The following is a 24239-nucleotide window of genomic DNA, read 5'->3' as shown; positions in this document are numbered from 1 at the left end:
GGCCCTCGACCATGGCTCCTCCGACCCGTCGTCACGCGCTGCTCGGCGCCTCCGCCCTGTCCGCCGCGCTGCTGCTGCCCGGCTGTGGCCGGCTCCCGTTCCTGGGGCCGGCGCCGAGCTCCTGCCTGGGCCCCGAGGAGGAGCTGCCGGAGTTCGAGGACAGCGGCAGCAGGGTCCCTCCGGGGGCTCGCGTCACCCCCTATGAGCCCTCCCCGTCCCGCTGGTTCAACGACGCCGGGCTCGCCGTCTCCCCCGACGGCGCCCTGATCGCCGCCGCGGAGCATCCCGACCGCTCGATGCTGGGACTGACCGATGTCCAGGGTGTGCTCCTGTGGGACACAGCCGAGGGGAGTGTCGTGCGGCGCATCGCCGGTGCTGCCGAGGGGGCGATCGCCTGGCATCCCGACGGCACCCGGCTGGCGATCGGCGACCGGCGGCACATCGCGATCGTCAGCGTCGACGGGGAGCTGCTGTGGAACCTGATCGGCCATGAGGACCCCCGTGACACGTCGGCGCGGATCACGGCTCTCGCCTTCAGCCCGGACGGCACGCAGCTGGCCTCCACCAGCAAGGACGGCACGGTCCGCCTCTGGGACGTGAGCGGTGACCAGTGCGGGGCGGGCCACACCCTGCAGCCCGACGCCCCTGCTCCCACGGCCCTGTCCTACATCGCGGAGGGCACGACCCTCGTCGTCGGCGGCACCGACGTCCACGGACGAAGCGACCCGCCCAACCACCTCTCGCACTGGGATCCCGCTACCGGGGAGCGGCGCGAGGTGTTGGACGCTCAGGAACGGATCCTGGTCGACTTCGGGTACAGCGCGGACGAGACCCTCGTGCTGGTCACCTATGCACCGGCGACCCTCGAGGTGCGCGCACCGGACGGCACGACCAGCACCGGCCCCGAGGTCTCCCCCTACACCCACTCGGCTCGCCTGGCCGTCGGGGCGCGGAGCCGGATCGCACTGCAGAGCCCCGGGGATCTGCTGATCTGGGACAGCGCCACCGGTGAGGAGACCCGCTTCGAGGACCTGTTGCTGCAGCGGATCTGCTGGTCCCCGGACGAGAGCGTGCTGTACACCCTGGACGAGGCCACGGGTGTCTCGGCGTGGGACGGGAAGGACTGGAGGCAGTTCGATCTGCCGTGAGCACGTCAGTCGTGAAGCTCTGGGCAGAGCTGCCGAGGTGAGGATCTAGTTCCCCGTCCGGCCCTCGGGCTCCGTCGGCGCCTGCAGGTCGGTCGTCTCCGGCGGTTCGGTGCTCCCCGGGGACTCGGTCGGCGTCGGCGGGTCGGTCGGCGGCTGCACCGGGCTGTCACCGGGCAGTGGGTCCATCGGACCGCACCGATGAGTCAGCGCCGCGGCGCGAGTGCGTCGGGTGGTGCCGAGTCTCGTCGTCCACTCGACCACATGCCCGTCGAGCGTCGGGGCCCCGACCCGCTCCACGCTCGCGAGCTGCTGCTCCTTGTCGTTGCAGAAGGCACAGGCTCCCTGTCCGTTGTCCAGGCACGTCTCGCCGCCGGCCGCGTGGGGTCGGATGTGATCGATGTGGCGGATCGGGGCGTTGCAGTGCGGGCCGCGACAGGTCCGGTCGCGCAGTCGGATGAAGCGGGCCAGCGCTGGTGGGAAGGCCCGGGCGCGGGACTCGACGGCGACGAGCTCGCGGGTCCTCGGATGCTCGTACAGCTTGCGCAGCACGGCGCGCAGTGCTGGCCCGTCGGGTCCGAGGGTATCGGCGGCGTCATCAGCGCCATCGGCGCGGTCGGCGGCGACGACCAAGGCGTCCAGCGGTCCGCGCAGGCTCTCCCGCACCGCCTCGGCGGGAACGGCGCCGTAGCCCTCGATCTGGGCGAGGTCTCCTGCGCCGGGGTCCAGGAGCACGTGGTCGGTGATGATCACGCCGATGTCCAGGGTCACCGGCTCCATGCTCCCGCTGCGGCCGATCAGGGTGTCCACGAAGGTGTCAGCCTGGATGGCCTGATGCCCGCGGCGGTCGCCGGCAGTGCGCAGCCGCTCGGCCTCGAGGGAGAGACGCTTGCGGATCAGGGCCGCGTCCAGCGCGGTGACGTGCGCCGTCACCGTCGCCATGCCGTGCTCGCCGCGGCGCACGGTCACGTGCCGCTCCCGCTTGGCGTGCTGGTGGCGCCGCGCCTCGCCGTCGGGGTCGGCGAGGGAGATCGCGGCGGCGCGGGCGTCGGCCCACTCCTCGGAGCCGGCGCCGTCGAGATAGGGCAGGCGCTCCCCGAGCAGCCGGTCCGCCTCACGGCGCTGGGCGGGGGTGAGCGGGGCGAAGGAGCGGGCGGTGCGATAGGCGTCCTCGGTGGTGACCTGGGAGCCCGCGAGTGCGGAGAGCATCACGGGCATGTCCGCCACGAGCCGACGCCGGGCGGCGAGCGAGCGGGAGGCGGATGCCGGGGAGCGGCGGGTGAGCATCGAGACCTCACGGGCCGCCTCCCGGGAGGCCGCGCGCAGCAACTGCGCGGGCGGGGTCTCCTCCCCCGCCTCCTGCGCGGCGTGCGCCCTCGCCTCGGACTGCCTGCGCAGGGTGAGGGAGTCGGCGAGCGCGACGACGGCGCGGGTCTCGAGCGCGTCGATCGCGCTGCGCAGGGAATGCAGGCTGCCGATCACGTCGCGGAACGCCTCGGCCGACGGATCCGCGGGGGCGAACAGCTCCTGCGGGAACCCGGTGAGGGCGCTCAGCACATGAGCGCGGTCGCCGAGCTCCTCGGCGAGCGCTCCGGGACCTCCCGCACGCACGGCGTCGATCAGCTGCTGGTGGGGATCACCAGCAGCCGCGCCGAGGTCCTGCACTGCGAGAGTCATGGCCCTATTCTTCCGCCCCCCACCGACAAAGGAAAGGCCCGCAGAAGAATGTGGATAACGCCGATCAGGGAGAAGCTGTCGCGCGCACACCTGCCCGCCGATCCGAACATATGTGCAGGCCAAAGACATTCCACTCGGACCCGAGCGTCACATCCTGAAATGCATCCACACACCACTCGGACACTCCACCGAATTCGACGCGAAAATGTGGATAACCACCCTCTGTGGAGGAAAGGTCGCGGGTGCCGCACCTCGAATGCGACGGCAGATGACAGCGCGCTCGACACCGCCGGACCGGTCCCGCAGGCTGGTCCCACAGCACCCGTTCGACACCACCGCTTCGTAGCTCAGCCCGGTAGAGCAGCTCCCTCATGAGGAGTGGGTCGCAGGTTCGAATCCTGCCGGAGCGTCTCCCCCTCCCCGTACCCTCGAGGACGACCTCACGCCGCCGACCCGAGGACCCCATGCGCCGTCGCACCACCACCCGCCCGCCCGTCCTCGAGCGCCTGGTCCTTCCCGACCTCGAGGAGGCGGACGCCGCACAGCTGAACGCCCAGGACCGGCACGACGGCCTGCGCCTCGTCGGCGCCGATCTCACCGGGGCGGACCTCACCGGCGCGACCTTCACCGAGTGCGAGCTGGTCGACGTCACCGCGCACACCACCGTGCTCCAGCACGCCCGGCTGCTCGAGACCCGGATCGAGCGCCTGAACGCCCCGGTGCTGGATGCGACCCGCTCCACCTGGCGCGACGTCGAGCTGGTCGGCTCGCGGATCGGGGCGCTGGACGTCTACGACGCCGAGATCCGCTCCACCCGCATCACCGGCACGAAGTTCGACTGGATCAACCTGCGCTCCTCGACGCTGGAGGACGTGCTCTTCGAGGACTGCACGATCGACGAGCTCGACCTCGGCGCCGTCACCGCCTCCCGCGTCGCCTTCGTGAACTGCCGCGCCGGCTCCGTCGCCCTTCCCCACGCCCGGCTCGAGGACGTGGACCTGCGGGGGCTGGAGATGGGGTCGATCGCGAACCTCGAGGGGCTGGCGGGGGCGACGCTCGATTCCGCACAGGTCACCGCGCTCGCTCCCCTCCTCGCCGCGCACCTGGGACTCCGCGTCGAGGGGTGAGCGGTGCCGGTGCGCCCCGGATCACCGGACCCGCAGGACCGGCCCGAGCGGCGCCGGGCCCCAGTGCTCATACCCCCGGACAGCAGAACGCGGGCCGGGGTGATCCCCGACCCGCGCCTGACTTCCGAGCGTACGCTCAGCGCCGCGCGCTGACCCGCTGCTTGCGGGAGGTGATCTCGCCAGTGTTGAACCCGGCCAGGTGCAGCCCGCCGTGGAAGCGGGCGTGCTCGATCTTCACGCAGCGGTCCATCACCACGTCCAGGCCCCCGTCCTCGGCGATCGCGGCGGCCTCCTCGTTCCAGGAGCCGAGCTGCAGCCACAGCGCCTTCGCGCCGACCTCCACGGCCTCGCGGGCGACGTCCGGCAGGTCGGCGTCCCGGCGGAACACGTCGACGATGTCGGGCACCACGGGCAGATCCGCGAGCGATGCATAGGCCGGCTGTCCGAGGATCGTCGTCGCGCGGGGGTTGACGAAATAGACCTCGTACGGCGCGCTCGAGAGCAGATAGGTGCTCACGAAGTAGCTGGCGCGGGCGGGGTTCGTCGAGGCGCCGACGATCGCGATCGAGCGCGCCCGGCGCAGGATCGCGAGCCGCTCGGGAGCCGACGGCCCCTGCCACGTCCGTGCGGTGAGCGTCTGCTCGCTCATGCCTGCTCCTCCCTGCTGCGGCCGGTCGCCGCGGTGATCGCCTGGTCGAGGTCCCAGAGGATGTCCTCCACGTCCTCGAGGCCCACCGAGATGCGGATGAGGTCGGGCCGGACGCCGCCGGCGACGAGCTGCTCCGCGGTGAGCTGGCGGTGCGTGGTCGAGGCCGGGTGCAGGACGAGGGTGCGCGCGTCCCCGATGTTCGCCAGGTGCGAGGCGAGCTGCAGGTTCTCGATCACCCGCTCGCCCGCGGCGCGGGCCGCGGCCGCCTCGTCCTCGGCGCTCGCGTGCTCCCCCGTCGGCCGGACGCCGAAGGCGAAGACGGAGCCGGGGCCGAGCGGCAGGTACTTCGAAGCGCGCTCGTGGTGCGGATGGGACTCGAGCCCCGCCCAGGTCACGAACGAGACCCGCGGGTCCGCGTCGAGCCACTCGGCGACCGCGCGCGCTCCGGCCAGGTGCGCATCGATCCGCTGCGGGAGCGTCTCCACGCCCTGCAGCAGCTGGAACGCCGCCTGCGCGGAGAGGGAGGGGCCGATGTCGCGCAGCTGCTCGGAGCGCAGCTTGGTGAGGAAGCCGTACTCGCCGAAGTTGTCCCACCAGCGCAGCCCGCCGTAGGACTCGACCGGCTCGGTCATCGAGGGGAACTTCCCGTTGCCCCAGTCGAAGCGGCCCGACTCCACGACCACGCCGCCGAGGGTGGTGCCGTGCCCGCCGAGGAACTTCGTGGCCGAGTGGATGACGATGTCCGCGCCGTGCTCGAGCGGCCGCACCAGGTACGGGGTGGCGAGGGTCGCGTCGACCACCAGCGGGACGCCGTGCTCGTGGGCGAGCTCGGCCAGGCCCTCGAGATCGGCGATCTCGCCGGAGGGGTTGCCGATCATCTCGACGTACAGCACCTTCGTCTCCGGCCGGAACGCGGCGCGGTAGTCCTCCGGGTCCGAGGAGGCGACGAAGGTGGTCTCCACGCCGAAGCGGCGCAGGGTGACGTCGAGCTGGGTGACGGTGCCGCCGTAGAGCTGCGCGGAGGAGACCACGTGATCGCCCGCGCCGACGAGCGCCGCGAAGGTGATGAACTCGGCGCTCATCCCCGAGGCGGTCGCGACCGCCCCGATCCCGCCCTCGAGCGAGGCGATGCGCTCCTCGAAGGCGGCGACGGTGGGGTTGCCGATGCGGGAGTAGATGTTGCCGTACTTCTGCAGCGCGAACAGGGTCCCGGCGTCGTCCGCGTCGTCGAAGACGAACGAGGTCGTCTGGTAGATCGGGACGGCGCGCGCGCCGTGCTGGGCGTCGGGGGTGCCGCCGGCGTGCAGCGCACGGGTGCGGAACCCGAAGCCGCCCTCCGGGGCCGACGGGGACTCCGGGGCCGACGGGACCTGGTCCTCGAGGATCTCCTGGCTCACGCGGCGGCCCCAGCCTTCGCCGGGTGGTCGGCGGGGAGGGTCTCGGCGGTCGCGGCCGCGGCCTCCTCGGCGGAGACGCCGGGGGCGACCGGGAGCAGGTCGGTGTTCAGCTCGGTGCCGTGGGCGCGGGCGAGGTCCTTCTCCTTCTCGCGCACGATCGGCATCACGTCCCGGCCGAAGGCGGCGACCTCGTCCTGGAAGTGGAGGTAGCAGGTCAGCAGGAGGTTCACGCCGATCTTCTTGTACTCGATGATGCGGTCGGCGATCTCCTCGGGCGTGCCGATGAGACGGGTCTTGAAGCCGTCGTTGTACTGGACGAGGTCTTCGAAGGAGGAGTCCGCCCACATGCCCTTGCCGTCCTTGGTGGAGGCGCCGGCCTCCTGCACGGACTGCCTGAAGCCCTCGACGGCGGGGCGGTGCGCCTTGGAGACGATCTCGCGCAGCGTGTCCTCGGCCTCCTGGCGGGACTCGCGGGCGATGACGAAGCCGTTCAGCCCGAATCTCGGGGAGCGGCCGGCCTCGGCGGCGGAGGCGAGGACGCCGGCGACGTTCTCCTGGTAGCCCTCGAGGGTGCGGCCGTTGGAGAAGTACCAGTCGGCGACGCGGCCGGCGGTGGCCTGCGCGGCGGTGGAGTTGCCGCCGAAGAAGATCTCGGGGTGGGGGCGGCCGGGGACGTCGACGGGCTTCGGGTTCAGGGTGAAGCCGTCGATCGAGTAGTACTTCCCGTCCTGGGTGTACCCGTCCTCGGTGAGCAGGCCGCGCAGCGCGCGGATGAACTCCTCGGTGCGCACGTAGCGCTCGTCGTGCTCGAGCCACTCGAGGCCGAAGTTCACGAACTCGTCCTTCAGCCAGCCGGAGACGATGTTGACCGCGGCGCGGCCGCCGGAGAGGTGGTCGGCGGTGATCAGCCACTTGGCGAGCACGCCCGGGTGCCACATGCCGGGGTGGAAGGCGGCGATGACGCGCAGGCGCTCGGTCGCGCCCAGCAGGGCGAGGGAGAAGGCGGAGGCCTCGTGCTGCTTGTCCGCGCCGTAGCTGGCGGCGTAGCGGGTCTGGGTCAGCGCGTACTCGAAGCCGGAGTCCTCGGCGATCTTCGCCAGGCGCGAGTTGTAGGGCAGCTGCCAGTCGGTGCGCTGCTCGATCGTGGAGACGACGAGGCCGCCGGACACGTTCGGCACCCAGTACGCGAACTTCAGCGGCGTCTCGAAGCTCGAGGCGGGAACGGTGGTGGTCATGGGTCCTCCTTGGTCGGCGGGGCCGACGGTCGGTGCGGGCGGTGGGAAGTGTGTCAGTCCTGCGGTGAGACGGTCGGGTCGTCCGCGGGGAGGGCCGCGAGCACGTCCGCGACCGAGGCGACGGCCTCCGGGTTCTGCAGGGAGGTGACGTCCCCGAGCGGGCCCGGGGTGCGGCCGGCGCGGCGTGCCCGCTCGGTGTGGACGAGCTGGGCGAGCAGGCGGCGCATGATCTTCCCCGAGCGGGTGCGGGGCAGGTCCGGCACCTCGATCACGTGGCGGGGCTTCGCGATCGGGCCGATCTCGCGGGCCACCCGGTCGCGCAGGGCCGCGGCGTCGGGGCTGCGGTCCCCGCGAGGGATGACGAACACGGCGACGGCCTGGCCGGTCAGCGCGTCGTCGATGCCGGCGGCGCCCGCCTCCTGCACGCTGCCCTCGGCGACCAGCGCCGACTCGATCTCGATCGTGGACAGGCGGTGCCCGGAGACGTTCACGACGTCATCGAGGCGGCCGAGGATCCAGAAGCATCCGTCGGCGTCGACCGTGGCGGAGTCCCCGGCGACGTAGTAGCCGCCGTGCTCGCCACATCCGGCGTAGTCCCGCCAGTAGGAGTCGCGGTAGCGCTCCGGATCGCCCCACACGGTGCGGGCCATCCCCGGCCAGGGCCGACGGGCCACCAGCGTGCCGGCGACCCCGGCGGGGACCTCCCGGCCGGCCTCGTCGACCACGGCCATGTCGATGCCGGGCAGCGGGCCGGTCGCGGATCCGGGCTTCAGCGTGGTCACCCCCGGCAGGGGCACGAGCATCGACGCGCCCGTCTCGGACTGCCACCAGGTGTCGATGATCGGCAGCTCGCCGCGGCCGAAGGTGCGGTGGAACCAGATCCAGGCCTCGGGGTTGATCGCCTCGCCGACGGTGCCGAGCAGGCGCAGCGTGGACAGGTCGTGGCCGGACGGGAGCTCCTCGCCGAACCAGGACATGAGGGTGCGGATCAGGGTGGGCGCCGTGTAGTAGACGGTCACGCCGTAGCGCTCGATGATCTCGAGGTGTCGTTCGCGGTGCGGCTCCCCGGGGGTGCCCTCGTAGATGACCTGGGTGAGACCGTTGCTGAGCGGGCCGTAGATCTCGTAGGTGTGCGCGGTGACCCAGGCGAGGTCCGCGGTGCACCAGTGGACGTCGCTCTCCTTCGCGTCGAAGTGCGCCCAGTGCGACCAGGAGGCATGGGCGAGATAGCCGCCCGAGGTGTGGACCAGGCCCTTCGGCTTCCCGGTGGTGCCGGAGGTGTAGATGATGAACAGCGGGTGCTCGGCATCGAAGGGCTCGGGCGTGTGCTCCTCGCTCGCGCGGTCCACGCTCTCGTGCCACCACACGTCGCGGCCCTCGGTCCAGGCGACGTCCTGGCCGGTGCGGCGCACGACGAGGACGTGCTCGAGGTCGGGCAGGTCGCGGGCGGCCTCGTCGGCGGCGGACTTGACCTCGACGGCCTTCCCGCGGCGGAACTGGCCGTCGGAGGTGACCAGCAGCTTCGCCCGGGTGTCCTGGAGGCGGAAGCGGACCGCCTCGGCGCTGAAGCCGCCGAAGACGAGGGAGTGCACGGCGCCGATCCGGGCGCAGGCGAGCGCGATGACGACGGTCTCGATGAGCACCGGCAGGTAGACGACGACGCGGTCGCCGGGGCCGATGCCGAGGTCCGTCAGGGCGTTCGCGGCTTGGGAGACGCGGGAGCGGAGATCGGCGTAGGTGACGGAGAGGCGGTCGCCCGGCTCGCCCTCGAAGTGGAGGGCGACCTTCTCGCCGCGGCCGGCGGCGACGTGGCGGTCCACGCAGTTCTCGGCGACGTTCAGCCGCCCGCCGACGAACCAGCGCGCGGCGGGGACGGTGAGCTCCCCGGTCGCGGGGTCGGTCGTCGGCGGCTCCCACTCGAGCGTCGTGTTCCAGGGCTCGGCCCAGTCCAGGCGCCGGGCGGCGTCCTCCCAGAAGGCGGTCGGATCCGCCTCGGCCTGCGCGTGGATCCCGGGGCCGACGTTCCAGGTGCCCGCGAGCGCTGGGTCCGGGGCGAAGGTGCGGGTCTCGACCAGTCGGGACTCGGTGGTGTTCGTGTCGGTGGTGTTCGTGTCGGTGGCGGTCATGCCCACTTCCTCAGGAGCTTCTTCTCGACGAGGCCCAGCAGGGCGTTGGTGAGGCTGCCCAGCAGGGCGAGCAGCACGATGGTCAGCAGGATCCGGTCCACGCGGCCGTTCTGCTGGGAGTCGTTGAGCAGGAAGCCCAGGCCCATCGAGGAGGCGATCAGCTCCGCGGCGACGAGGAACAGCCAGGCCTGGGCGAGCGCGAGGCGCAGTCCGGAGACGACCGAGGGCACCACGGCCGGCAGCTGGACGGTGCGGAACAGGGACCAGCCGTGCAGGCCGAAGCAGCGCCCCGCCTCGACGAGGTGCGGGTCGATGTGCCGCAGCGCGGCGGCGACGGTGGTGAAGACGGGGAAGAAGGCGCCGATCGCGATCAGGGTCACCTTGGACTCCTCGCCGATCTGCAGCCACAGGATCAGCAGCGGCACCCAGGCGAGCGAGGGCACGGCCCGCAGCGCGGCGAGGGTGGGGCTCAGGAGCGCGTCGCCGGCGCGGGAGAGGCCGACGATCGCGGCGACGGCGAGGCCGATCACGGACCCGATCGCGAAGCCGAGCAGCACGCGCTGCACGGAGATCGCGATGTGCAGCCCGAGCTCGCCGCGGGAGACGAGGTCGCCGCCCGCCTGGAGCACGGTCAGCGGCGCCGGCAGGCGGTAGGCCGGGACGAGCCCGGTCGCGGTGACGAGCTGCCAGGCCGCGAGGATCACCACCGGCACCAGCGCCCCGGCCGCGAGGCGCACCCCGGGACGGTCCCAGGCGGAGGGCCGAGCACCCGACGCCCCGACCGAGGGGCCGCCGGCCGACGGATCGGCGCCGGATGCGCCCGCGCCGGCCGGGGCCGCCGGGCCGGTCGAGGTGGGCAGGGGGCTCTCGGCGAGGCTCACTTCTCCTCCACCGCGGCGAGCGCGAAGGCGTCGTGGATGATCTCGTTGCGAGCCTTCTCGACGTCCTCGGCGCCGCCGGCGACGTCGCCCGAGTCGGCGAGGACCGGCGAGATCGCCTCGAGCACCGCGAGCTGGTCCTCGCCCGGCACCCCGGAGACGTCGAGGTTGGAGCGCTCGGTGATCACGGTGCTCGCGACCTCGGAGCCGATGCCGGCGACCTCGGCGAGCAGCGCCGCGGTCTCCTCGAGGTGCTCGAGCGCCCAGGTGCGCGCCTCCTCGTAGGCGTCGACGACCACCTGGGCGACATCGGCGTGCTGATCGATGAACTCCTCGGTGGCGTTGAGGAAGCCGTAGGTGTTGAAGTCGACGTTGCGGAAGACGAGCTGCGCCCCGGACTCGACCTCGGCCGCGGCCATGATCGGGTCGAGCCCCGACCAGGCGTCGACGCTGCCGCCCTCGAGGGCGGAGCGGCCGTCGGCGTGCTGCAGGGGCTGCAGGTCGACGTCCCCGATGGACAGCCCCGCCTCGGCGAGCGCCTGGACCAGGAAGAAGTACGGGTCGGTGCCGGGGGTCGCGGCGACGGGGCGGCCGGCGAGGTCGGCGGGACCGGTCACGTCGCTGCCCTCCGGCACGACGAGCGCGGACCACTCGGGCTGGGAGTAGATGTCGATCACCTTGATCGGGGAGCCGTTGGCGCGGGCGAGCAGTGCGGCGGAACCGGCGGTCGAGGCGACGTCCGCCGAGCCCGAGCGCAGCAGCTCGTTGGCCTTGTTGGAGCCGGCCGACTGCACCCACTCGACGGTGACGGACTCGCCGAGGGCCTTCTCGATCAGGTGCTGGTCGCGGACGACGAGGCTGAGCGGGTTGTAGGTCGCGAAGTCGATGGTGAGCGAGTCGGTGCTCCACTCCCCTGCCCCGCCGGAGCCGCCGGCGGCGGTGTCGTTCGAGCCCTCGCCGGCGACGCAGCCGGCGGCGCCGAGCGCGACGGCCGCGGTCAGGCCGAGGGCGGCGACGGAGCGGCGGGTCAGGGTGCGGGCGGTGCGGTGGCTCATCAGCGGTCCTCGGAAGACGTCGTGGGGGCGGGGGACGGGGTGGTGTGCGCGTGGACGCCGAGCCCCTCGAGGAGCTCCATGCGGAGCCCGGCCAGGGCGGCGTCGGCACGGTCGCGGGGGCGGGCGCCGGGCACCTCGACGATGCGGGCGAGGGAGGGCAGGCCCGGCTCGACCTGGTCGGCGGTGCGCAGGGAGCGCAGCAGCAGCACCCGGTCGGAGAGGTACAGCGCCTCCTCGACGTCATGGGTGACGACGAGGACGGTGGTGGGCTCGGCGGCGTGGATCTCCAGCAGCAGGTCCTGCATGCGCAGGCGGGTCAGGGCGTCGAGCGCGCCGAAGGGCTCGTCGAGCAGCAGCACCTGGGGGCTGCGGGCGAGAGCGCGGGCGAGGGAGGCGCGCTGGGCCATGCCGCCGGAGACCTCGCGGGGGCGCAGGTCCGCGGCGTGCTCGAGGCCGACCAGCTGCAGCAGATGGCGGACCCGCTCGCGGCCCGCCTTCGCGGGGGTGGTGCGGGGCAGGCCGAGGGCGACGTTCTTCTCGAGGGTGCGCCAGGGCAGCAGGCGCGGCTCCTGGAAGGCGACCGCGGTGCGCTCGTCGGTGCCGACGAGGGCCGTGCCGCCGAGGCTCAGCGCACCGGCGCTGGGCCGGTCCAGGCCCGCGATGAGCCGCAGGAGGGTCGACTTCCCGCAGCCGGAGGGGCCGACGACGGCGAGGATCTCGCCGGAGCGGAGCTCGAGGTCGAGGCCGCGCAGCACGTCGTGACGGCCCTGCGGGGTGTCGAAGGAGCGGGCCACGCCGTCCAGCCGCACGCCGTCGGGCGCGCTGCGCCGGGCGGCGGCTGCCGCGGGCTCCGGGACGGTGCTGCCCGTGCGCGTGCCGGGCTCGGTGGCGGTGCTGGTCATGACTCCGACTATGACGGCGCGGGTCGGGAGCGCGCCAGAATCGCGTCATAAGCCGTCATAGTCGGGGTGCGAAGAGGACACGTGGGGCATCGTGGTGCGACCTGTGCCACAGCCGGGGCGGAGCCGTTGCTACCCTGACGGGGTCGACGCGCGGGGGCGCGGCGGCGGCGACATCGACGTGCAGGGGACGGGGACAGGGGACGAGGATGGCCTTCCAGGGGATGGATCCCGAGCAGGTGCGGGCGACCGCGGAGCGGATGCGCTCCTCCGGCCGGCTCCTCGCCGAGCAGCACGCCGCACTCCAGGGACGGATCCTCGGCAGCGCGGAGATCTGGCGCGGCGAGGACGCGGAGCGCTTCCGCGAGACGTGGTCCTCCGCCGTCGGACCGCAGTGGAGCCGTGCGCTCGAGCGCCTCCAGCAGCTGGCGGAGACCGCCGAGCAGGACGCCGAGGAGCAGGACGCCGCCTCCGAGGGCGAGGGCGGTGCGGGCGGCGGCGCGGACGACGGCACGGGGGACGGCAGCGCCTCCGTCCGCATGCTCGACGACGACGCTGGAGACGTGCCGCTGGATCCCGAGGTGCAGGACGCCTGGCGGGTGATGACCCCGGAGCAGAAGCAGGCGGTCCTCCAGGAGATGGTGGACCAGGAGTTCGAGCGCTACGGCATGGAACCGGTGGACATCACCTTCTTCTACGAGGAGCCAGACGAGGACGGCATGGTCACCTACGGGAGCTGGAGCGATGACAGCGGCGAGCTGAGGATGAACGAGTACATGCTCTACTCCCCCGACCTGGCGCTCACCACGGTGCACGAGGTGCGTCACGCCGCCCAGCACGAGTTCGTCGAGCAGACCGAGGGCGGCATGTGGGACTGGCTGCCCTGGGTGGACGGGCCGGAGGCGGACTACGAGCGCATCGAGGAGGAGCACGGCATCACCCGGGAGGAGATCGAGGCCTGGCGCGAGAACAGCGAGCCCGGCAACTACATCGATCCCGACGACGACTACGAGGGATACAGTGCTCAGCCGGTCGAGGTCGACGCGCGCGAGCGGGAGGACGAGTTCGCCGGAGACCTGACCCTCGAGGACCTCCAGCAGTACCAGCGGGATGCCGGCATCCCGGTCAGCGAGGGACCATGACACACCGAGGGACCGAGAGCCCGGGAGAGCGCGGGGCAGGACCGGATCGGCGGCGCGTCCTGGGGCTCGCAGGGCTCGGCTCCGCACTCGCGCTGCTCGGCGCCTGCGGCCGGGAGGAGGAAGGACCGGGGATGGACGGGACGACGACGCCCGAGGCCGGCGCCTGTCAGGAGGGCGCCACCGCCCGGCAGCGGAGCTCCGGCGCGAGCGACGGCGGCGGCGCCGCGAAGACGGCGATCGACCCCTCGGTCGTGGCTCACGGGGCCCTCGCCCTCTCTCCCGACGGGACGCAGCTGGCCGCGGCCGCGGGCCTCGGCGCGGCACGCTCCGGGACGACGAGCACCGCCGGCACCGCGCTCTGGTCCACGGCCGACGGGACCGTCTCCGCACGCTTCGACAACGCGCTCACCGGGGCCCTGGCCTGGCATCCGGACGGCACGCTCCTCGCCGTCGGCGGCGCGGAGCACATCGAGCTGACCACCCCGGAGGGCGAGGTGCGCTGGACCCTCACCGGGCACGGCGAGCCGCTCCAGGACAGCGGCCGGCACCTCATCCAGGACCTCGTCTTCTCCGCGGACGGCGAGCTCCTCGTCTCCCTCGGAGCCGACGGGACGGTGCGGCTGTGGACCGGGATCGGCGAGGCGGGCTGCACGCCCGGTCAGGTGCTGGACACCACCGCCGTGCGCCCCCTGTCGATCGCGCTCTCCCCGGACGGCAGGACCCTCGCCGTCTGCGGCACCGCGGGCGCTCCCCAGCTGTGGGACGTCGAGACGTCGACACTCTCCTCCGAGGTCGAGGGCGTGGAGTTCGCGCCGCGAGCCGTGGCGTACGCGGCCGACAGCACGCTGCTGATCGGCAGCGGCATCCCCGAGACCAGCACCACCAGCTCCCCGGAGCACGCGCGGCTGTACGCCCTGGGGGCCGACGGGACGCTGGAGGAGGGACCGGTTCCGGAGGGCCTGGACGTCAGCAGCATCGCCGTGGACTCCGAGGGCACGCGCATCGCGGTCACCGGCCGCAACGAGCGACGGGTGATGATCTGGGATCGTGGGACGGGCGACCGCGAGGACCTGCCCGACGCCCCGGGCGGCCTCGACCGCCTGGCCTGGGCCCCGGACTGCACGACCCTCCACGGCATCTCCGCCCTGCACGGCGTCGTCTCCTTCGACGGCACCGCGTGGACCACCTTCGACCTGCCCTGACCCGCACCGATCCGCCCGAGACGAGGCATCGTGGAGTTCCCCGACATCATGGAGGCGTTCCTCCTGGACCCGACCCCCGAGACGCGCCGTCCGCTGCGCGCCGCGATCCTGGGCGATCGGACCTTCGACCCCCGCATCGCGCTGCGCGAGCAGCTCGGGGAGGCTCCGTCCCCGCAGGCCGTCCTGGGGACGATCGGTGCACGCATGCCGGGGCTCTTCCTCTCCCCGCAGGCGCACGGCCTGCTCGCCCGCGCCCACCAGGCGCTCGGACAGGAGTCCGACGCCGAGCGTGAGCGGAAGCTCAGCCTCCTCGCTCTGCACGAGATCGAGGACTCGGGCACCGGCACCGTGGACTCCCCCCTTGAGGTGCTCCGGGTCCAGGACGAGTACGACCACCTGCAGGCCACACGCCGACGCTCCACCGCGCAGAGGCTCCACCGCACCGACCAGGGCGAGGTCGACGTGCACACCCTCGAGGACGGGACCGAGCTGTGGTTCCGCCTGCTGTGGAGGGTCCCAGCAGGAGGCTGAGCGGGCGGACTCCTCGGCGCCGCCCCTCGATCAGCCGCGCGCCGAGTGCGGCGTGCGACCGATTCGCCCCTCCAGCATCGCCCGGATCCCCGGCCACTCGTGGGCGAGGATCGAGTACACGACCGTGTGGCGCACCGAGCCGTCGGGCAGGATGCGGTGGGCGCGCAGGATCCCGTCCTGCTGCGCGCCGAGGGCCTCGACGGCGCGGCGCGAGGCGAGGTTCAGGTGGTGCACGCGGAACTCGACGCGCAGCATCTCGAGCTCGTCGAAGGCGTGGGAGAGCAGCAGGTGCTTCATCGCCGTGTTCACCCCGGTGCGGTGCACGGAGCCGGCGAGATAGGTGTTGCCGATCTCGAGGCCGCGGTCGGCGAGGGCGAGGTTCATGAAGGTGGTCAGCCCCACCACCTGCTCGTCCGCCGCGCGCACGACGGCCCAGGCGAGACGGGTGCCCGCCTCGACGTCGGCCAGGAGACCGCGGACGGAGCCCTCGACCGCCTCCGGCGCGGGCACGTGCGGGGCGAAGGGCAGGCGGTGGATCCCCCCGTCGGCGACCGCGCCCTGCAGGCCCGGGACGTGCGCCTCGGAGAGGGGCTCGAGGCGGATCCCGTGGCCGGCGAGGGTCACCGGCTCCAGGCGAGGCAGCGGTGCGGTGGGGACGGCGCGGGTGCGCTCCTCGCGCCCGCCCGCCGCCGCCTCAGTCATGGCTCCGGCCGTGCTTCTCGATCGCCATCTCGTAGTAGCGCAGCAGATCGTCGGAGGCGTTCTCCCAGGAGAACCTCTCCGCCTCGGCGCGGGCGGCCTTCCGGATCCTCCCGCGCAGCTCCGCGTCGCCGAGCCGGGTCAGGGCCGCGTCCAGGCTCGCCTGGTTGCCGGAGTCGTAGAGCAGGCCGTCGACCCCGTCGGTGACCTGCTCCATCGTCGGCCCCGAGCGGGCGGCGACCACGGGCAGCCCGGAGGCCATGCCCTCGAGGATCACCAGTCCCAGGGTCTCGGTGACCGAGGGGAAGACGAAGGCGTCGGAGCTCGCGAAGGCGCTCGCGAGCTCCTCCCCCTCCATGAAGCCGGGGAACGTGGTCTGCGTGCCGGCGAAGAGCTCCTCGAGCTCGCCCCGGTAGGGGCCGTCACCCACGATCGCGAGGGCCACGTCGGCGCGCCGCTCCATCATCGGCCGCAGCGTGTGGATCTCCTTCTCCGCGGCGAGCCGGCCCACGAACACCAGGAGCTTCTTCTCCGGGTGCCCGCCGGTGAGCCGCGAGCGCATCTCCTCGCTCGCGAAGCGGGGGTGGAAGGTCTCGGTGTCCACGCCGCGGCGCACCACGTGGAGGTCCTCGATCCCGTGCTGGGCGAGCTCCTGCTTCATGGTCTCGGAGGTGGCGATGTTGATGTCGGCCATCGCGTGGTTGCGCTTGATCTGCCACCACACCGCGGGCTTGCCCCAGGTCCAGGCCCGGTAGAGGTCCAGATAGCGGGGGATGTGGGTGTGATAGCTGGCGACCAGCGGGATCCGCTGCCGGCGTGCGGCGAAGGCTCCCGAGGACGCGAGTAGCAGGGGCTGCGCGGCGTGGACGACGTCCGGGTGGAAGCCGCGGATGATGCCGTCGACGTTGGGGCTGGGGAGGGTGAAGCGCCGATGCTTGTAGAACGGCAGCGTCACCGGGCGGATGCCCACCACCCGTGCCCCGTGGTGCTCGGTGACCCCGAGGTCGGGGGCGATCACCATGACCTCGTGGCCAAGGTCGGTGAACCGTTCGACGGCGTGGCGCAGGCGGGTCACCACGCCGTCGACGGAGGGCAGGAAGGTCTCCGTGACGATCGCGATCTTCACGGAACGGGGCTCACTTCCAGGTGACGGTGGGCATGACGAGCTCGCGCTGGACCCGGTCGGTGTTGTTCATCGCGACCTTCAGCACCTCGGCGAGATGCTCGTCGGTCAGCAGGTGCGGCTGCAGCCCGAGGTCCAGGAGGTTGGTGTTGACCGCGTTGTAGTAGTGGTCGTACTTCTCCACGCGCGGGTTCTCGGTCGTGGCGATGTTCACGTCCAGGCCCAGGTCGACTCCGACCTTCTGCACCTTCTCGGCGAGCTCCTTGACGGAAAACTGCTCGGTGAACTGGTTGTAGACGCGGAACTCGCCGCGATCGGCGGGGTTCTCGCAGGCGATCTCGATGCAGCGCACGGTGTCCTGGATGTCCAGGTAGCCGCGGGTCTGGGAGCCGTTGCCGTAGACGGTGAGGTCGTGGCCGATCGCGGCCTGGATGATGAAGCGGTTCAGGGCCGTGCCGAACACCGCGTCGTAGTCGAAGCGGTTGACCAGGCGCGGGTCCAGGCGGGTCTCGTCGGTCTCGAGGCCGTAGACGACGCCCTGGTTGAGGTCGGTGGCGCGGATGCCCCAGATGCGGCAGGCGAACATGATGTTGTCGCTGTCGTGCACCTTGGTGAGGTGGTAGAAGGAACCGGGGGCCTTCGGAAACGGCAGGCGGTCCTTGCGGCCCTTGTGCTCGATCTCGATCCAGCCCTCCTCGATGTCGATGTTCGGCTGGCCGTACTCGCCCATGGTGCCGAGCTTGACGAGGTGGCAGTCGGGGGCGAAGTCCTTGATCGCCCACAGCACGTTCAGGGTGCCCTCGACGTTGTTGCGGTGGTTCTCGATCGCGTGCTCGCGGTCGATCATCGAGTACGGGGCCGAGCGGTGTTCGGCGAAGTGCACGAACGCCTCGGGCTCGAGGTCCTGGAAGACCGACGCGACGGCGTCGTAGTCGGTGAGGTCCGCGATGCGCACCTCGATGTCCTTGCCGGAGACCTCCTTCCACGCCGCGACCCGCTCCTCGAGCGGCAGGATGGGGGTGACGGAGTTCGAGCCGAGCTCCACGTCGATCTCGCGTCGCACCAGGTTGTCCACGATCGTCACGTCGTGGCCCTTCTGCGAGAGGTACAGGGCGGTGGGCCAGCCGCAGAACCCATCTCCACCGGCGACGACGATCTTCATGGGGCAAGTCCTCCAATAGTCCAGGTCCCGGGATCCCGTGAGGCACGGGCACCGGGTGGTGCAATACCGTGTGCAGTCTTAACGTAGTGCAGGTCAGGCGACGCTCAAAGATGTGGGACGACCGCCCGAACAGCAGAGGAACGGACCATGAACACCGTGCATGACGAGCGTCCGACGGACCGTCCTCCGAGCCGTCTCGCCACTGTATCCCCCGAGCCCGGGACCGGGCTGGGCGCTCCGACGCCGCGCCCCCTGCCCGACACCTCCCGGCGCGTGCTGGTGATGGGGATCGTCAACCGCACCCAGGACTCCTTCTTCGACGAGGGACGCACCTGGGAGCTCGAGCAGGCGGTGTCCGCAGGGCTCCGCGCCGCGGAGGAGGGCGCCGACATCGTCGACGTGGGCGGGGTGAAGTTCGCACCCGGCGACCCGCTGGACCCCGCGGAGGAGGCCGCACGGGTGGTCCCCGTGATCGAGCAGCTGCGCCGCGAGCTGCCGGGCGAGGTGCTGCTCTCGGTGGACACCTTCCACGCCTCGGTCGCCCGCGCCGCGCTCGAGGTCGGGGCGGACCTGATCAACGACACCACGGGCCTGTCCGATCCGCGGATGGCCGAGGAGGTCGCCCGCGCCGGCGCCTCGCTCGTGCTCACGCACTCGGTCGCGGAGCCGCGCCGCCCCTTCCCCCGGCCCCGCTACGAGGACGTGGTCGAGGAGGTCCGGGACTTCCTCGCCGCACGCCTGGAGCGGGCGCTCGAGGCGGGCATCGCGCGGGAGCGGATCGTGCTGGACCCGGGCCCGGACCTCAACAAGAGCACGCAGCAGACCCTCGAGGTGCTGCGCGACTGGGGCGAGTACGCCGCGCTCGGCCTGCCGCTGCTCGCGGCGCTCTCGCGGAAGGACTTCGTGGGCGAGTCGCTGGGCCTGCCGAAGGAGGAGCGGCTCGCCGGCTCCCTCGCCGCGGCGGCCTGGACGATCCGTCTGGGCGCCCGGATCCTGCGGGTCCACGACGTGCGGGAGACGGTGCAGATGGTCCGGATGCTCGAGGTGCTCGCCGGCTGGCGCGAGCCGGCGGGACCGCTGGTCCACAACGTCTGAGGGGCCGGGCCCCGGACGTTCGCCCCTCGCGCACGGCGGTCACGGCGAAGACGTCGGCGGGGGCGGGGGTCATCGGGCGACTCCCCCGTCGGCCGATCGCCCACCTCAGCCGCGGGCGATGCGCAGCGTCTTGATCTCGAAGGGACGGAAGGAGAGCTCGACGGTGCCGTCCTCGCCGCGCGCGAGGGCGGAGCGGAACGCCGGGGCGTCCCCCCCGAAGGGTCGCTCGAGCAGGTCCGTGGCCGTCACCTCGCCGCCCGCGAGGACCGGGTCGAGGGAGAGGGTCGCCGCGGCGCGGGCGCCGGAGGACTCGTACAGCCGCAGCACCAGGTCCCCGGAGCGGTCCTCGGCGAGCTTCACGGACTCGACGATCACGCTCGAGGCGCCCTCCCCGTCGGCCGGCGCGACCGTGACCGGCGGCGCGGCGAGCAGGGACGCGGCCGCTGCGGGCGCGGTGCGCTCGGGCAGGTTCAGCCGGTAGCCCTCCTCGATCGCCTCGGCGATCCCCGCGCCCGGGCGCACCGTGACGCGCAGCGTGTACCGGCCGTGGTCGGCGGTGGGGTCGGGGTACTCCGGGGAGCGCACCAGGGTCAGGCGGGTCGTGGTGGTGGTGCCGCCGTCGTCCTCGCGCACGGTGCGCAGCACGTCGTGGCCGTAGGTGGAGTCGTTCGCGATCGCCACCCCGTGCTCGCCCTCGGCCGCGTGGACCCAGCGGTGCGCGCAGGTCTCGAAGCGGGCGAAGTCCCAGGAGGTGTTCACCGGGACCGGCCGGTCCACGTGCCCGAACTGGATCTCGCTGGAGAGGTGGGAGGCACGCAGGTCCAGCGGGAAGGCGAGCTTGAGCGTCTTCTTGCGCTCGCGCCAGTCGAGGTCCACCTCGATCCCGAGGGAGGTGTCGTCGGGGCGCAGCACGAAGGTCTTCACGATCGTGGAGCCCGCGCCGGTGACGCCGGAGGTCTCCTCGCCGTCGGCGAGCGCGGTCGTGTAGGTGAAGGAGACGCGGACCCCGCCGTCCTCCTCCTCGACCTCGGCGGCGGTCGGGGTCTCGAGGTCGCGGACCACGCGGCGGTAGAACTCGTCGATGTCCCAGGCGTCCCAGGCGTTCGGGGTGTCGCGGTGCAGCTGCAGCAGCCCGCCGCGGGCGCCGGGGGCGATGGTCTCGCGTCCGTCGGCCCGGCCGACGAGGGAGACCAGCGCGCCGGAGGCGTCGAGCACCGCGCGCACGGCCTGGTTCTCGAGGCGGACCTCGCCGCCCGCGCGGGTCACGACCACGGCCTCCTGGACCGGCTCGGGGCGGCCCGCGCCGTAGGCGGGCACGCCGCGGCGCGGCACCGGGGCGGTGTTCAGCAGCACCGTGTCGTGCCCGTCGGCCGCACCCGCCGCATCGCCCTCGCCCTGCCCGCCGGCCGCGGCGAGCGCGGCGAGGGAGCTGCCGATGATCCGCTCGGCCCGTTCGGCGAGCGCGGCGTGCTGGGCCTCGGCCTCGCGATGCACCCACGCGATCGAGGAGCCGGGGAGGATGTCGTGGAACTGGTTCAGCAGCGTGTCCTCCCACAGCGCGGCGAGCTCGTCGTGGGGGTAGGGGTGCTCGGCGCGGAGCGCGGCGAGGGTCGCGAGCAGCTCGGCCTCGTGCAGGAGGTGTTCGCTGCGGCGGTTGCCCTGCTTGGTGCCGAGCTGCGCGGAGTAGGTGCCGCGGTGCAGCTCGAGGTAGAGCTCCCCGTTCCACACGGGCGCGTCGGGGTACTCGGCGCGGGCCCGCTCGAAGAAGTCCTCGGCGGTGCCGAACTCGACCTTCGGGGAGCCCTCGAGGTCGGCGGCGCGGCGCCCGGCGGCCATCATCTCGCGGGTGGGTCCGCCGCCGCCGTCGCCCCAGCCGAACAGGTCGATGCCGATCGAGGAGCGGCCCTTCTCCTTGAAGTTCCGCTCGAAGTAGGCGAGCTCGGATCCGGTGAGGGAGCCGTTGTAGGTGTCGGCGGGCGGGAAGTGGGTGAACACGCTGGTGCCGTCGAGGCCCTCCCAGCGGAAGGTGTGGTGGGGGAAGGTGTTGATCTGGTTCCAGGAGACCTTCTGGGTCAGGAAGAACTCCTGGCCGGCGAGCGCGGCGATCTGCGGCAGCGCGGCGGAGTAGCCGAAGGAGTCCGGCAGCCAGGTCTCGCGCGTCTCGACCCCGAGCTCCTCGAGGAAGAACCGCTTGCCGGCGACGAACTGCCGCGCCATCGCCTCGGAGCCGGGCATGTTGGTGTCGGACTCGACCCACATCCCGCCCACGGGCACGAAGCGGCCGCCGGCGACGTGCTCGCGGATCCGCGCGAACAGCTCCGGGTAGCGGTCCCGAATCCAGCGGTACTGCTGGGCGGAGGAGGCGGAGAAGGTGATGTCGGGGTCGTCCTCGATCAGGGTGCAGGCGTTGGAGAAGGTGCGGGCGACCTTGCGCACCGTCTCCCGCACGGGCCACAGCCAGGCCGAGTCGATATGGGCGTGGCCGGTGGCGAGCACGGTCAGGGCGGAGGAGCCGGCCGTCGCGGCCAGCGCCGGGGCGAGCGCCTCGCGGGCGGCCCGGGCGGTGCCGGGCATGTCGTCGGGGTCGGCGACGTCGCAGGCGGCCTCGAGCGCGCGGAGGATCTCGTGGCGGCGTGGGCTGGTCCCGGGCAGCTCGTGCATGAGGCCGGCGAGGGCCCGGACGTCCTCGTGCAGCTCCCAGATCCGCACGTCACGGCGGGCGAGGTGGAGCTCCTCGATCGAGTAGAGCTCCTCCTCGGGCACGGTCGCGAGGTCGCCGAGCGGGGTCGGCGCGAAGGTCCAGCCGCCGGCGACCATCGGGTTCGCGGCGCACTCGAGGTAGTAGTCGAGCTCCTCGCCCGGCCGGACGGGGAGGTGCCGGTTGCAGGGGTTGATCGCCTTGACGGGCACGCCGTCGGGCGTGAACACGAGCGCCTCGGCCTGGAAGCCGGGCTGTCCGGTGAAGGCGAGGTCGACGATCAGCTCGGGGGCGGAGTGCTCGTCGGCGGCCCAGTCGGCGGGGACGGTGCCGGTCACGTGCAGCCAGGTGGTGGACCAGGCGCGCCCCAGCGGCGCCCCGACCTCGACGGGGCCGTACTCCCGGGCGATCGCCTCGCGCGGCGGGATCGGCTCGCCCTCGAGCCGGTGCGCGGTGATCGTGACCTCGGCCCGCTCCTGGTGGATCCGCGGGACCAGGTGGTCCTGCGTGAACCGGCGGATGCGGGCCTCGGTCAGCTCCCGGTCATCGAACATGTGGCGGCTCCTTCGGCGCGTGGGGCGGGTCGCGGGGGCTCGTCGGCCCTCCGGTGTACCGGGGTCGTCCTGGACGCTATCGCGTCAGCGGTGCGCGGCGAGCACGGCGTCGCCGAGGCGCGGCATGATCTCGCGGTGCGCGTCGCAGAAGTCATGGGAGGTGCCGACGACGAGGGCGAGGTCCGCCTCCGGGTCGATCCAGAAGGCGGTGCCGCGCATGCCGAAGTGGCCGTAGGTCCGCTCGCTGCCGGTGGTCGCGGTCCAGTGCGGCGACTTGGTGCCGCGCACCTCGATGCCGAGCCCGAAGGGATTGGGGTCCTGCTTGCCGAATCCCGGCATGATGCCCACCAGCTCCGGGAAGTGGACGCCGACGAGCTGGGCGTGGACCTCCTGGTCCAGGAGCGTGGGGTGCTGCAGCTCGGCGGCGAGCAGGGCGAGGTCGACGAGGGCGCCGGAGGCGCCGACGGAGGCGGAGCCCTCCCACTCCAGGCCCGTCATCCCCAGCGGGTCCGCGATCCGCTCCTGGACCCAGTCGCCGAAGTCCCGGCCGACGGCGCGCTCGACGTGGCGGGCGGCCTCGTCGATGCCGTAGTTCGAGTAGTGGCGGCGCAGGCCCGGCGCCTGGAGGGTCGCGTCGGACTCGTAGAAGTAGCCGGAGGCGTGGGCGAGGAGGTGGCGGAGCGTGGCGCCGGGCGGGCCGGCCCCGTCGTCGAGGGCCACGCGCCCCTCCTGGAGGGCGAGCGCGGCGCCGAGGCCGGTGAGGGCCTTGGTGACCGAGCGCCAGGGGCGGATCCGCTCGACGTCGCCGCGCCGCTCCCGCTCCCCCTCGGGGCCGAGCACGATCGCAGCGGCCTCGAAGCCGAACTCGTCCAGCAGTGCGAGGGCGCTCATCGGCCGGTCCCGCCCCCGGCGAAGCGCTCGAGGATCGCGTCGGTGATCCCGGGCCAGATCCGCACGTGGTCGGGGCCGAAGCGCCGCTCGCCGAGGAAGGCGGCGGCGAGGCCCGCCTCGGGGTCGACCCAGAGGAAGGAGCCGGACTGGCCGAAGTGGCCGAAGGTCCGCGGGGAGGAGTGCGCGCCGGTCCAGTGCGGGTCCTTGTGCCCGCGGATCTCCATGCCGAGGCCCCAGTCGTTCGGCGTCTGGCGACCGTAGCCGGGGAGGATCCCAGCGAGCCCCGGGAACTGCACCGTGCGCATCTCCTCGTGGAGGGCGTCGGAGATCAGGGTGGGCGCGAGCAGCTCGCGGCCGACGACCAGCAGGTCGGCCACGGTGCCGCGGTAGCCGGCGGCCGGGGAGCCGTCCACCTCGAGGTCCACGAGGTCCAGGCCCTGGATCACGGTCTGCTCCATCCACTCGGGGAAGTCGTAGCCGGTGGACTCCTCGACGTGGGCGGCGAGCACCTCGAAGCCGGTGTTGGAGTAGATGCGGCGGGCGCCGACCGCGCCGACCGTCTCCTCCCCCTCGAAGGGGTAGCCGGCGGTGTGCGCGATCAGGTGGCGCACGGTCGCGCCCTCGGGCCCGGCGGGCTCGTCGAGGTCGACCAGGCCCCGCTCGACGGCGACGAGCACGCCGAGGGCGGCCAGGGGCTTTGAGACGCTCGCGAGGTCGAGGACCCGCCCGGTCTCGCCCTGGAGGTGGACGGTCCCGCCCGCGTCCGTGACGCCGAGGGCGTGGGCGGCGTCGAGGTCGACGGGGATCACGGGCGCGGTGGAGGGCTGCACGCGCTCCACTATGGCACGGGCGGGAGGGCGCGGGCGGGCCGCTCCCGACGGTCCGCCGGGCCGCGTCCGAGATCCGTCCAGGAGTCCTGGATGCCCGCTTCGGGCGGTTCGTAACAGAATCGTG

Annotated in this window: 20 protein-coding genes and 1 tRNA gene; 7 read left to right on the top strand and 14 right to left on the bottom strand. The window is 72.8% G+C overall.

Going from position 1 to position 24239, the window contains the following annotated elements:
* The first annotated feature begins 11 nt into the window (after window positions 1-11).
* The gene (locus DEU31_RS02955) at window positions 12-1148 is read left to right on the top strand and encodes a WD40 repeat domain-containing protein (protein WP_133675672.1); all 1137 of its coding nucleotides are present in this window, start codon (window positions 12-14) and stop codon (window positions 1146-1148) included.
* A gap of 45 nt (window positions 1149-1193) precedes the next feature.
* Here DEU31_RS02955 and DEU31_RS02950 read toward each other — a convergent pair whose 3' ends face one another.
* Window positions 1194-2822: an HNH endonuclease gene (locus DEU31_RS02950; protein WP_133675670.1), complete on the bottom strand. Its 1629-nt coding sequence runs from the start codon at window positions 2820-2822 to the stop codon at window positions 1194-1196.
* 336 nt (window positions 2823-3158) lie between these two features.
* On the opposite strand from DEU31_RS02950, the gene DEU31_RS02945 reads away from it, so the two are divergent.
* Window positions 3159-3232 (top strand) — tRNA-Met (locus DEU31_RS02945).
* A 54-nt stretch (window positions 3233-3286) separates the two neighbouring features.
* Window positions 3287-3949: a pentapeptide repeat-containing protein gene (locus DEU31_RS02940; protein WP_133675668.1), complete on the top strand. Its 663-nt coding sequence runs from the start codon at window positions 3287-3289 to the stop codon at window positions 3947-3949.
* 136 nt (window positions 3950-4085) lie between these two features.
* Here the strand turns inward: DEU31_RS02940 and DEU31_RS02935 are convergent, their stop codons facing one another.
* The 7 genes from DEU31_RS02935 to DEU31_RS02905 are packed head-to-tail and all read right to left on the bottom strand — an operon-like array spanning window position 4086 to window position 12191.
* Window positions 4086-4598, bottom strand: coding sequence for a CoA-binding protein (locus DEU31_RS02935; protein ID WP_133675666.1), 513 nt, complete (start codon window positions 4596-4598; stop codon window positions 4086-4088).
* A complete protein-coding gene (locus DEU31_RS02930) occupies window positions 4595-5983 on the bottom strand; it encodes an O-acetylhomoserine aminocarboxypropyltransferase/cysteine synthase family protein (RefSeq protein ID WP_133676310.1) in 1389 nt (462 codons plus the stop codon). The genes DEU31_RS02935 and DEU31_RS02930 overlap by 4 nt, the downstream gene beginning before the upstream one ends.
* Before the next feature lie 8 nt (window positions 5984-5991).
* Window positions 5992-7230 carry a dimethylsulfone monooxygenase SfnG gene (gene sfnG / locus DEU31_RS02925; protein WP_133675664.1) on the bottom strand — a complete coding sequence of 413 codons (1239 nt, stop codon included), beginning with the start codon at window positions 7228-7230 and terminating at the stop codon, window positions 5992-5994.
* 53 nt (window positions 7231-7283) lie between these two features.
* Window positions 7284-9356, bottom strand: coding sequence for an acetate--CoA ligase (gene acs, locus DEU31_RS02920; RefSeq protein WP_133675662.1), 2073 nt, complete (start codon window positions 9354-9356; stop codon window positions 7284-7286).
* A complete protein-coding gene (locus DEU31_RS02915; RefSeq protein ID WP_133675660.1) occupies window positions 9353-10237 on the bottom strand; it encodes an ABC transporter permease in 885 nt (294 codons plus the stop codon). The genes acs and DEU31_RS02915 overlap by 4 nt, the downstream gene beginning before the upstream one ends.
* Entirely contained in the window at window positions 10234-11289 is a 1056-nt protein-coding gene (locus tag DEU31_RS02910; protein WP_133675658.1) for an aliphatic sulfonate ABC transporter substrate-binding protein, read from the bottom strand. Before DEU31_RS02910 ends, DEU31_RS02915 begins: the two co-directional genes overlap by 4 nt.
* Window positions 11289-12191 carry an ABC transporter ATP-binding protein gene (locus DEU31_RS02905; RefSeq protein WP_208109951.1) on the bottom strand — a complete coding sequence of 301 codons (903 nt, stop codon included), beginning with the start codon at window positions 12189-12191 and terminating at the stop codon, window positions 11289-11291. The genes DEU31_RS02910 and DEU31_RS02905 overlap by 1 nt, the downstream gene beginning before the upstream one ends.
* A 206-nt stretch (window positions 12192-12397) precedes the next feature.
* Here DEU31_RS02905 and DEU31_RS02900 point away from each other — a divergent pair, with 206 nt between their 5' ends.
* The 3 genes from DEU31_RS02900 (at window position 12398) to DEU31_RS02890 (ending at window position 15063) form a co-directional block, all read left to right on the top strand.
* Complete coding sequence (locus tag DEU31_RS02900) at window positions 12398-13330, top strand: hypothetical protein (protein ID WP_133675656.1); 933 nt, start codon at window positions 12398-12400, stop codon at window positions 13328-13330.
* A 131-nt stretch (window positions 13331-13461) separates the two neighbouring features.
* On the top strand, window positions 13462-14532 hold the full coding sequence (locus tag DEU31_RS02895) for a PD40 domain-containing protein (RefSeq protein WP_166649360.1): 1071 nt from the start codon (window positions 13462-13464) through the stop codon (window positions 14530-14532).
* 30 nt (window positions 14533-14562) lie between these two features.
* A complete protein-coding gene (locus tag DEU31_RS02890; RefSeq protein ID WP_070500985.1) occupies window positions 14563-15063 on the top strand; it encodes a hypothetical protein in 501 nt (166 codons plus the stop codon).
* A gap of 30 nt (window positions 15064-15093) precedes the next feature.
* Here DEU31_RS02890 and DEU31_RS02885 read toward each other — a convergent pair whose 3' ends face one another.
* From DEU31_RS02885 to DEU31_RS02875, 3 genes are read right to left on the bottom strand one after another with little or no spacing between them, the layout of a single operon-like run.
* Window positions 15094-15765 (bottom strand): GNAT family protein, encoded by a 672-nt coding sequence (locus DEU31_RS02885; protein ID WP_083305912.1) that lies wholly within the window; start codon window positions 15763-15765, stop codon window positions 15094-15096.
* Window positions 15758-16888 (bottom strand): glycosyltransferase family 1 protein, encoded by a 1131-nt coding sequence (locus tag DEU31_RS02880; RefSeq protein ID WP_133675652.1) that lies wholly within the window; start codon window positions 16886-16888, stop codon window positions 15758-15760. Before DEU31_RS02880 ends, DEU31_RS02885 begins: the two co-directional genes overlap by 8 nt.
* Before the next feature lie 10 nt (window positions 16889-16898).
* The gene (locus DEU31_RS02875) at window positions 16899-18047 is read right to left on the bottom strand and encodes an NAD-dependent epimerase/dehydratase family protein (protein WP_133675650.1); all 1149 of its coding nucleotides are present in this window, start codon (window positions 18045-18047) and stop codon (window positions 16899-16901) included.
* Window positions 18048-18194: 147 nt separating this feature from the next.
* Between DEU31_RS02875 and folP the strand changes: the two genes are divergently transcribed.
* Window positions 18195-19142, top strand: a complete 948-nt coding sequence (folP, locus tag DEU31_RS02870) for a dihydropteroate synthase (RefSeq protein WP_133675648.1) — start codon at window positions 18195-18197, stop codon at window positions 19140-19142.
* Window positions 19143-19247: 105 nt separating this feature from the next.
* On the opposite strand, the gene DEU31_RS02865 is transcribed toward folP, so the two are convergent.
* The 3 genes from DEU31_RS02865 to DEU31_RS02855 form a co-directional block, all read right to left on the bottom strand.
* Complete coding sequence (locus tag DEU31_RS02865; protein ID WP_133675646.1) at window positions 19248-22394, bottom strand: alpha-mannosidase; 3147 nt, start codon at window positions 22392-22394, stop codon at window positions 19248-19250.
* A gap of 84 nt (window positions 22395-22478) precedes the next feature.
* A complete protein-coding gene (locus DEU31_RS02860) occupies window positions 22479-23285 on the bottom strand; it encodes a serine hydrolase domain-containing protein (RefSeq protein WP_133675644.1) in 807 nt (268 codons plus the stop codon).
* Window positions 23282-24115: a serine hydrolase domain-containing protein gene (locus DEU31_RS02855; RefSeq protein WP_166649359.1), complete on the bottom strand. Its 834-nt coding sequence runs from the start codon at window positions 24113-24115 to the stop codon at window positions 23282-23284. Before DEU31_RS02855 ends, DEU31_RS02860 begins: the two co-directional genes overlap by 4 nt.
* Window positions 24116-24239: the final 124 nt, after the last annotated feature.

The organism is Brachybacterium sp. AG952, from assembly GCF_004362645.1.
Taxonomy (GTDB): domain Bacteria; phylum Actinomycetota; class Actinomycetes; order Actinomycetales; family Dermabacteraceae; genus Brachybacterium; species Brachybacterium conglomeratum.
Note: the sequence above shows the minus strand (reverse complement) of the source record. Positions and strands in the feature narration are given on the sequence as shown.

What these genes read in the sequence shown, in the direction of transcription:
- DEU31_RS02905 (WP_208109951.1), bottom strand. Translation starts at nt 12,191, where the DNA reads ATGACCAGCACCGCCACCGAGCCCGGCACGCGCACGGGCAGCACCGTC.
- DEU31_RS02885 (WP_083305912.1), bottom strand. Translation starts at nt 15,765, where the DNA reads ATGACTGAGGCGGCGGCGGGCGGGCGCGAGGAGCGCACCCGCGCCGTC.
- folP (WP_133675648.1), top strand. Translation starts at nt 18,195, where the DNA reads ATGAACACCGTGCATGACGAGCGTCCGACGGACCGTCCTCCGAGCCGT.
- acs (WP_133675662.1), bottom strand. Translation starts at nt 9,356, where the DNA reads ATGACCGCCACCGACACGAACACCACCGACACGAACACCACCGAGTCC.
- DEU31_RS02935 (WP_133675666.1), bottom strand. Translation starts at nt 4,598, where the DNA reads ATGAGCGAGCAGACGCTCACCGCACGGACGTGGCAGGGGCCGTCGGCT.
- DEU31_RS02955 (WP_133675672.1), top strand. Translation starts at nt 12, where the DNA reads ATGGCTCCTCCGACCCGTCGTCACGCGCTGCTCGGCGCCTCCGCCCTG.
- DEU31_RS02950 (WP_133675670.1), bottom strand. Translation starts at nt 2,822, where the DNA reads ATGACTCTCGCAGTGCAGGACCTCGGCGCGGCTGCTGGTGATCCCCAC.
- DEU31_RS02860 (WP_133675644.1), bottom strand. Translation starts at nt 23,285, where the DNA reads ATGAGCGCCCTCGCACTGCTGGACGAGTTCGGCTTCGAGGCCGCTGCG.
- DEU31_RS02865 (WP_133675646.1), bottom strand. Translation starts at nt 22,394, where the DNA reads ATGTTCGATGACCGGGAGCTGACCGAGGCCCGCATCCGCCGGTTCACG.
- DEU31_RS02895 (WP_166649360.1), top strand. Translation starts at nt 13,462, where the DNA reads ATGGACGGGACGACGACGCCCGAGGCCGGCGCCTGTCAGGAGGGCGCC.
- sfnG (WP_133675664.1), bottom strand. Translation starts at nt 7,230, where the DNA reads ATGACCACCACCGTTCCCGCCTCGAGCTTCGAGACGCCGCTGAAGTTC.
- DEU31_RS02875 (WP_133675650.1), bottom strand. Translation starts at nt 18,047, where the DNA reads ATGAAGATCGTCGTCGCCGGTGGAGATGGGTTCTGCGGCTGGCCCACC.
- DEU31_RS02940 (WP_133675668.1), top strand. Translation starts at nt 3,287, where the DNA reads ATGCGCCGTCGCACCACCACCCGCCCGCCCGTCCTCGAGCGCCTGGTC.
- DEU31_RS02900 (WP_133675656.1), top strand. Translation starts at nt 12,398, where the DNA reads ATGGCCTTCCAGGGGATGGATCCCGAGCAGGTGCGGGCGACCGCGGAG.
- DEU31_RS02910 (WP_133675658.1), bottom strand. Translation starts at nt 11,289, where the DNA reads ATGAGCCACCGCACCGCCCGCACCCTGACCCGCCGCTCCGTCGCCGCC.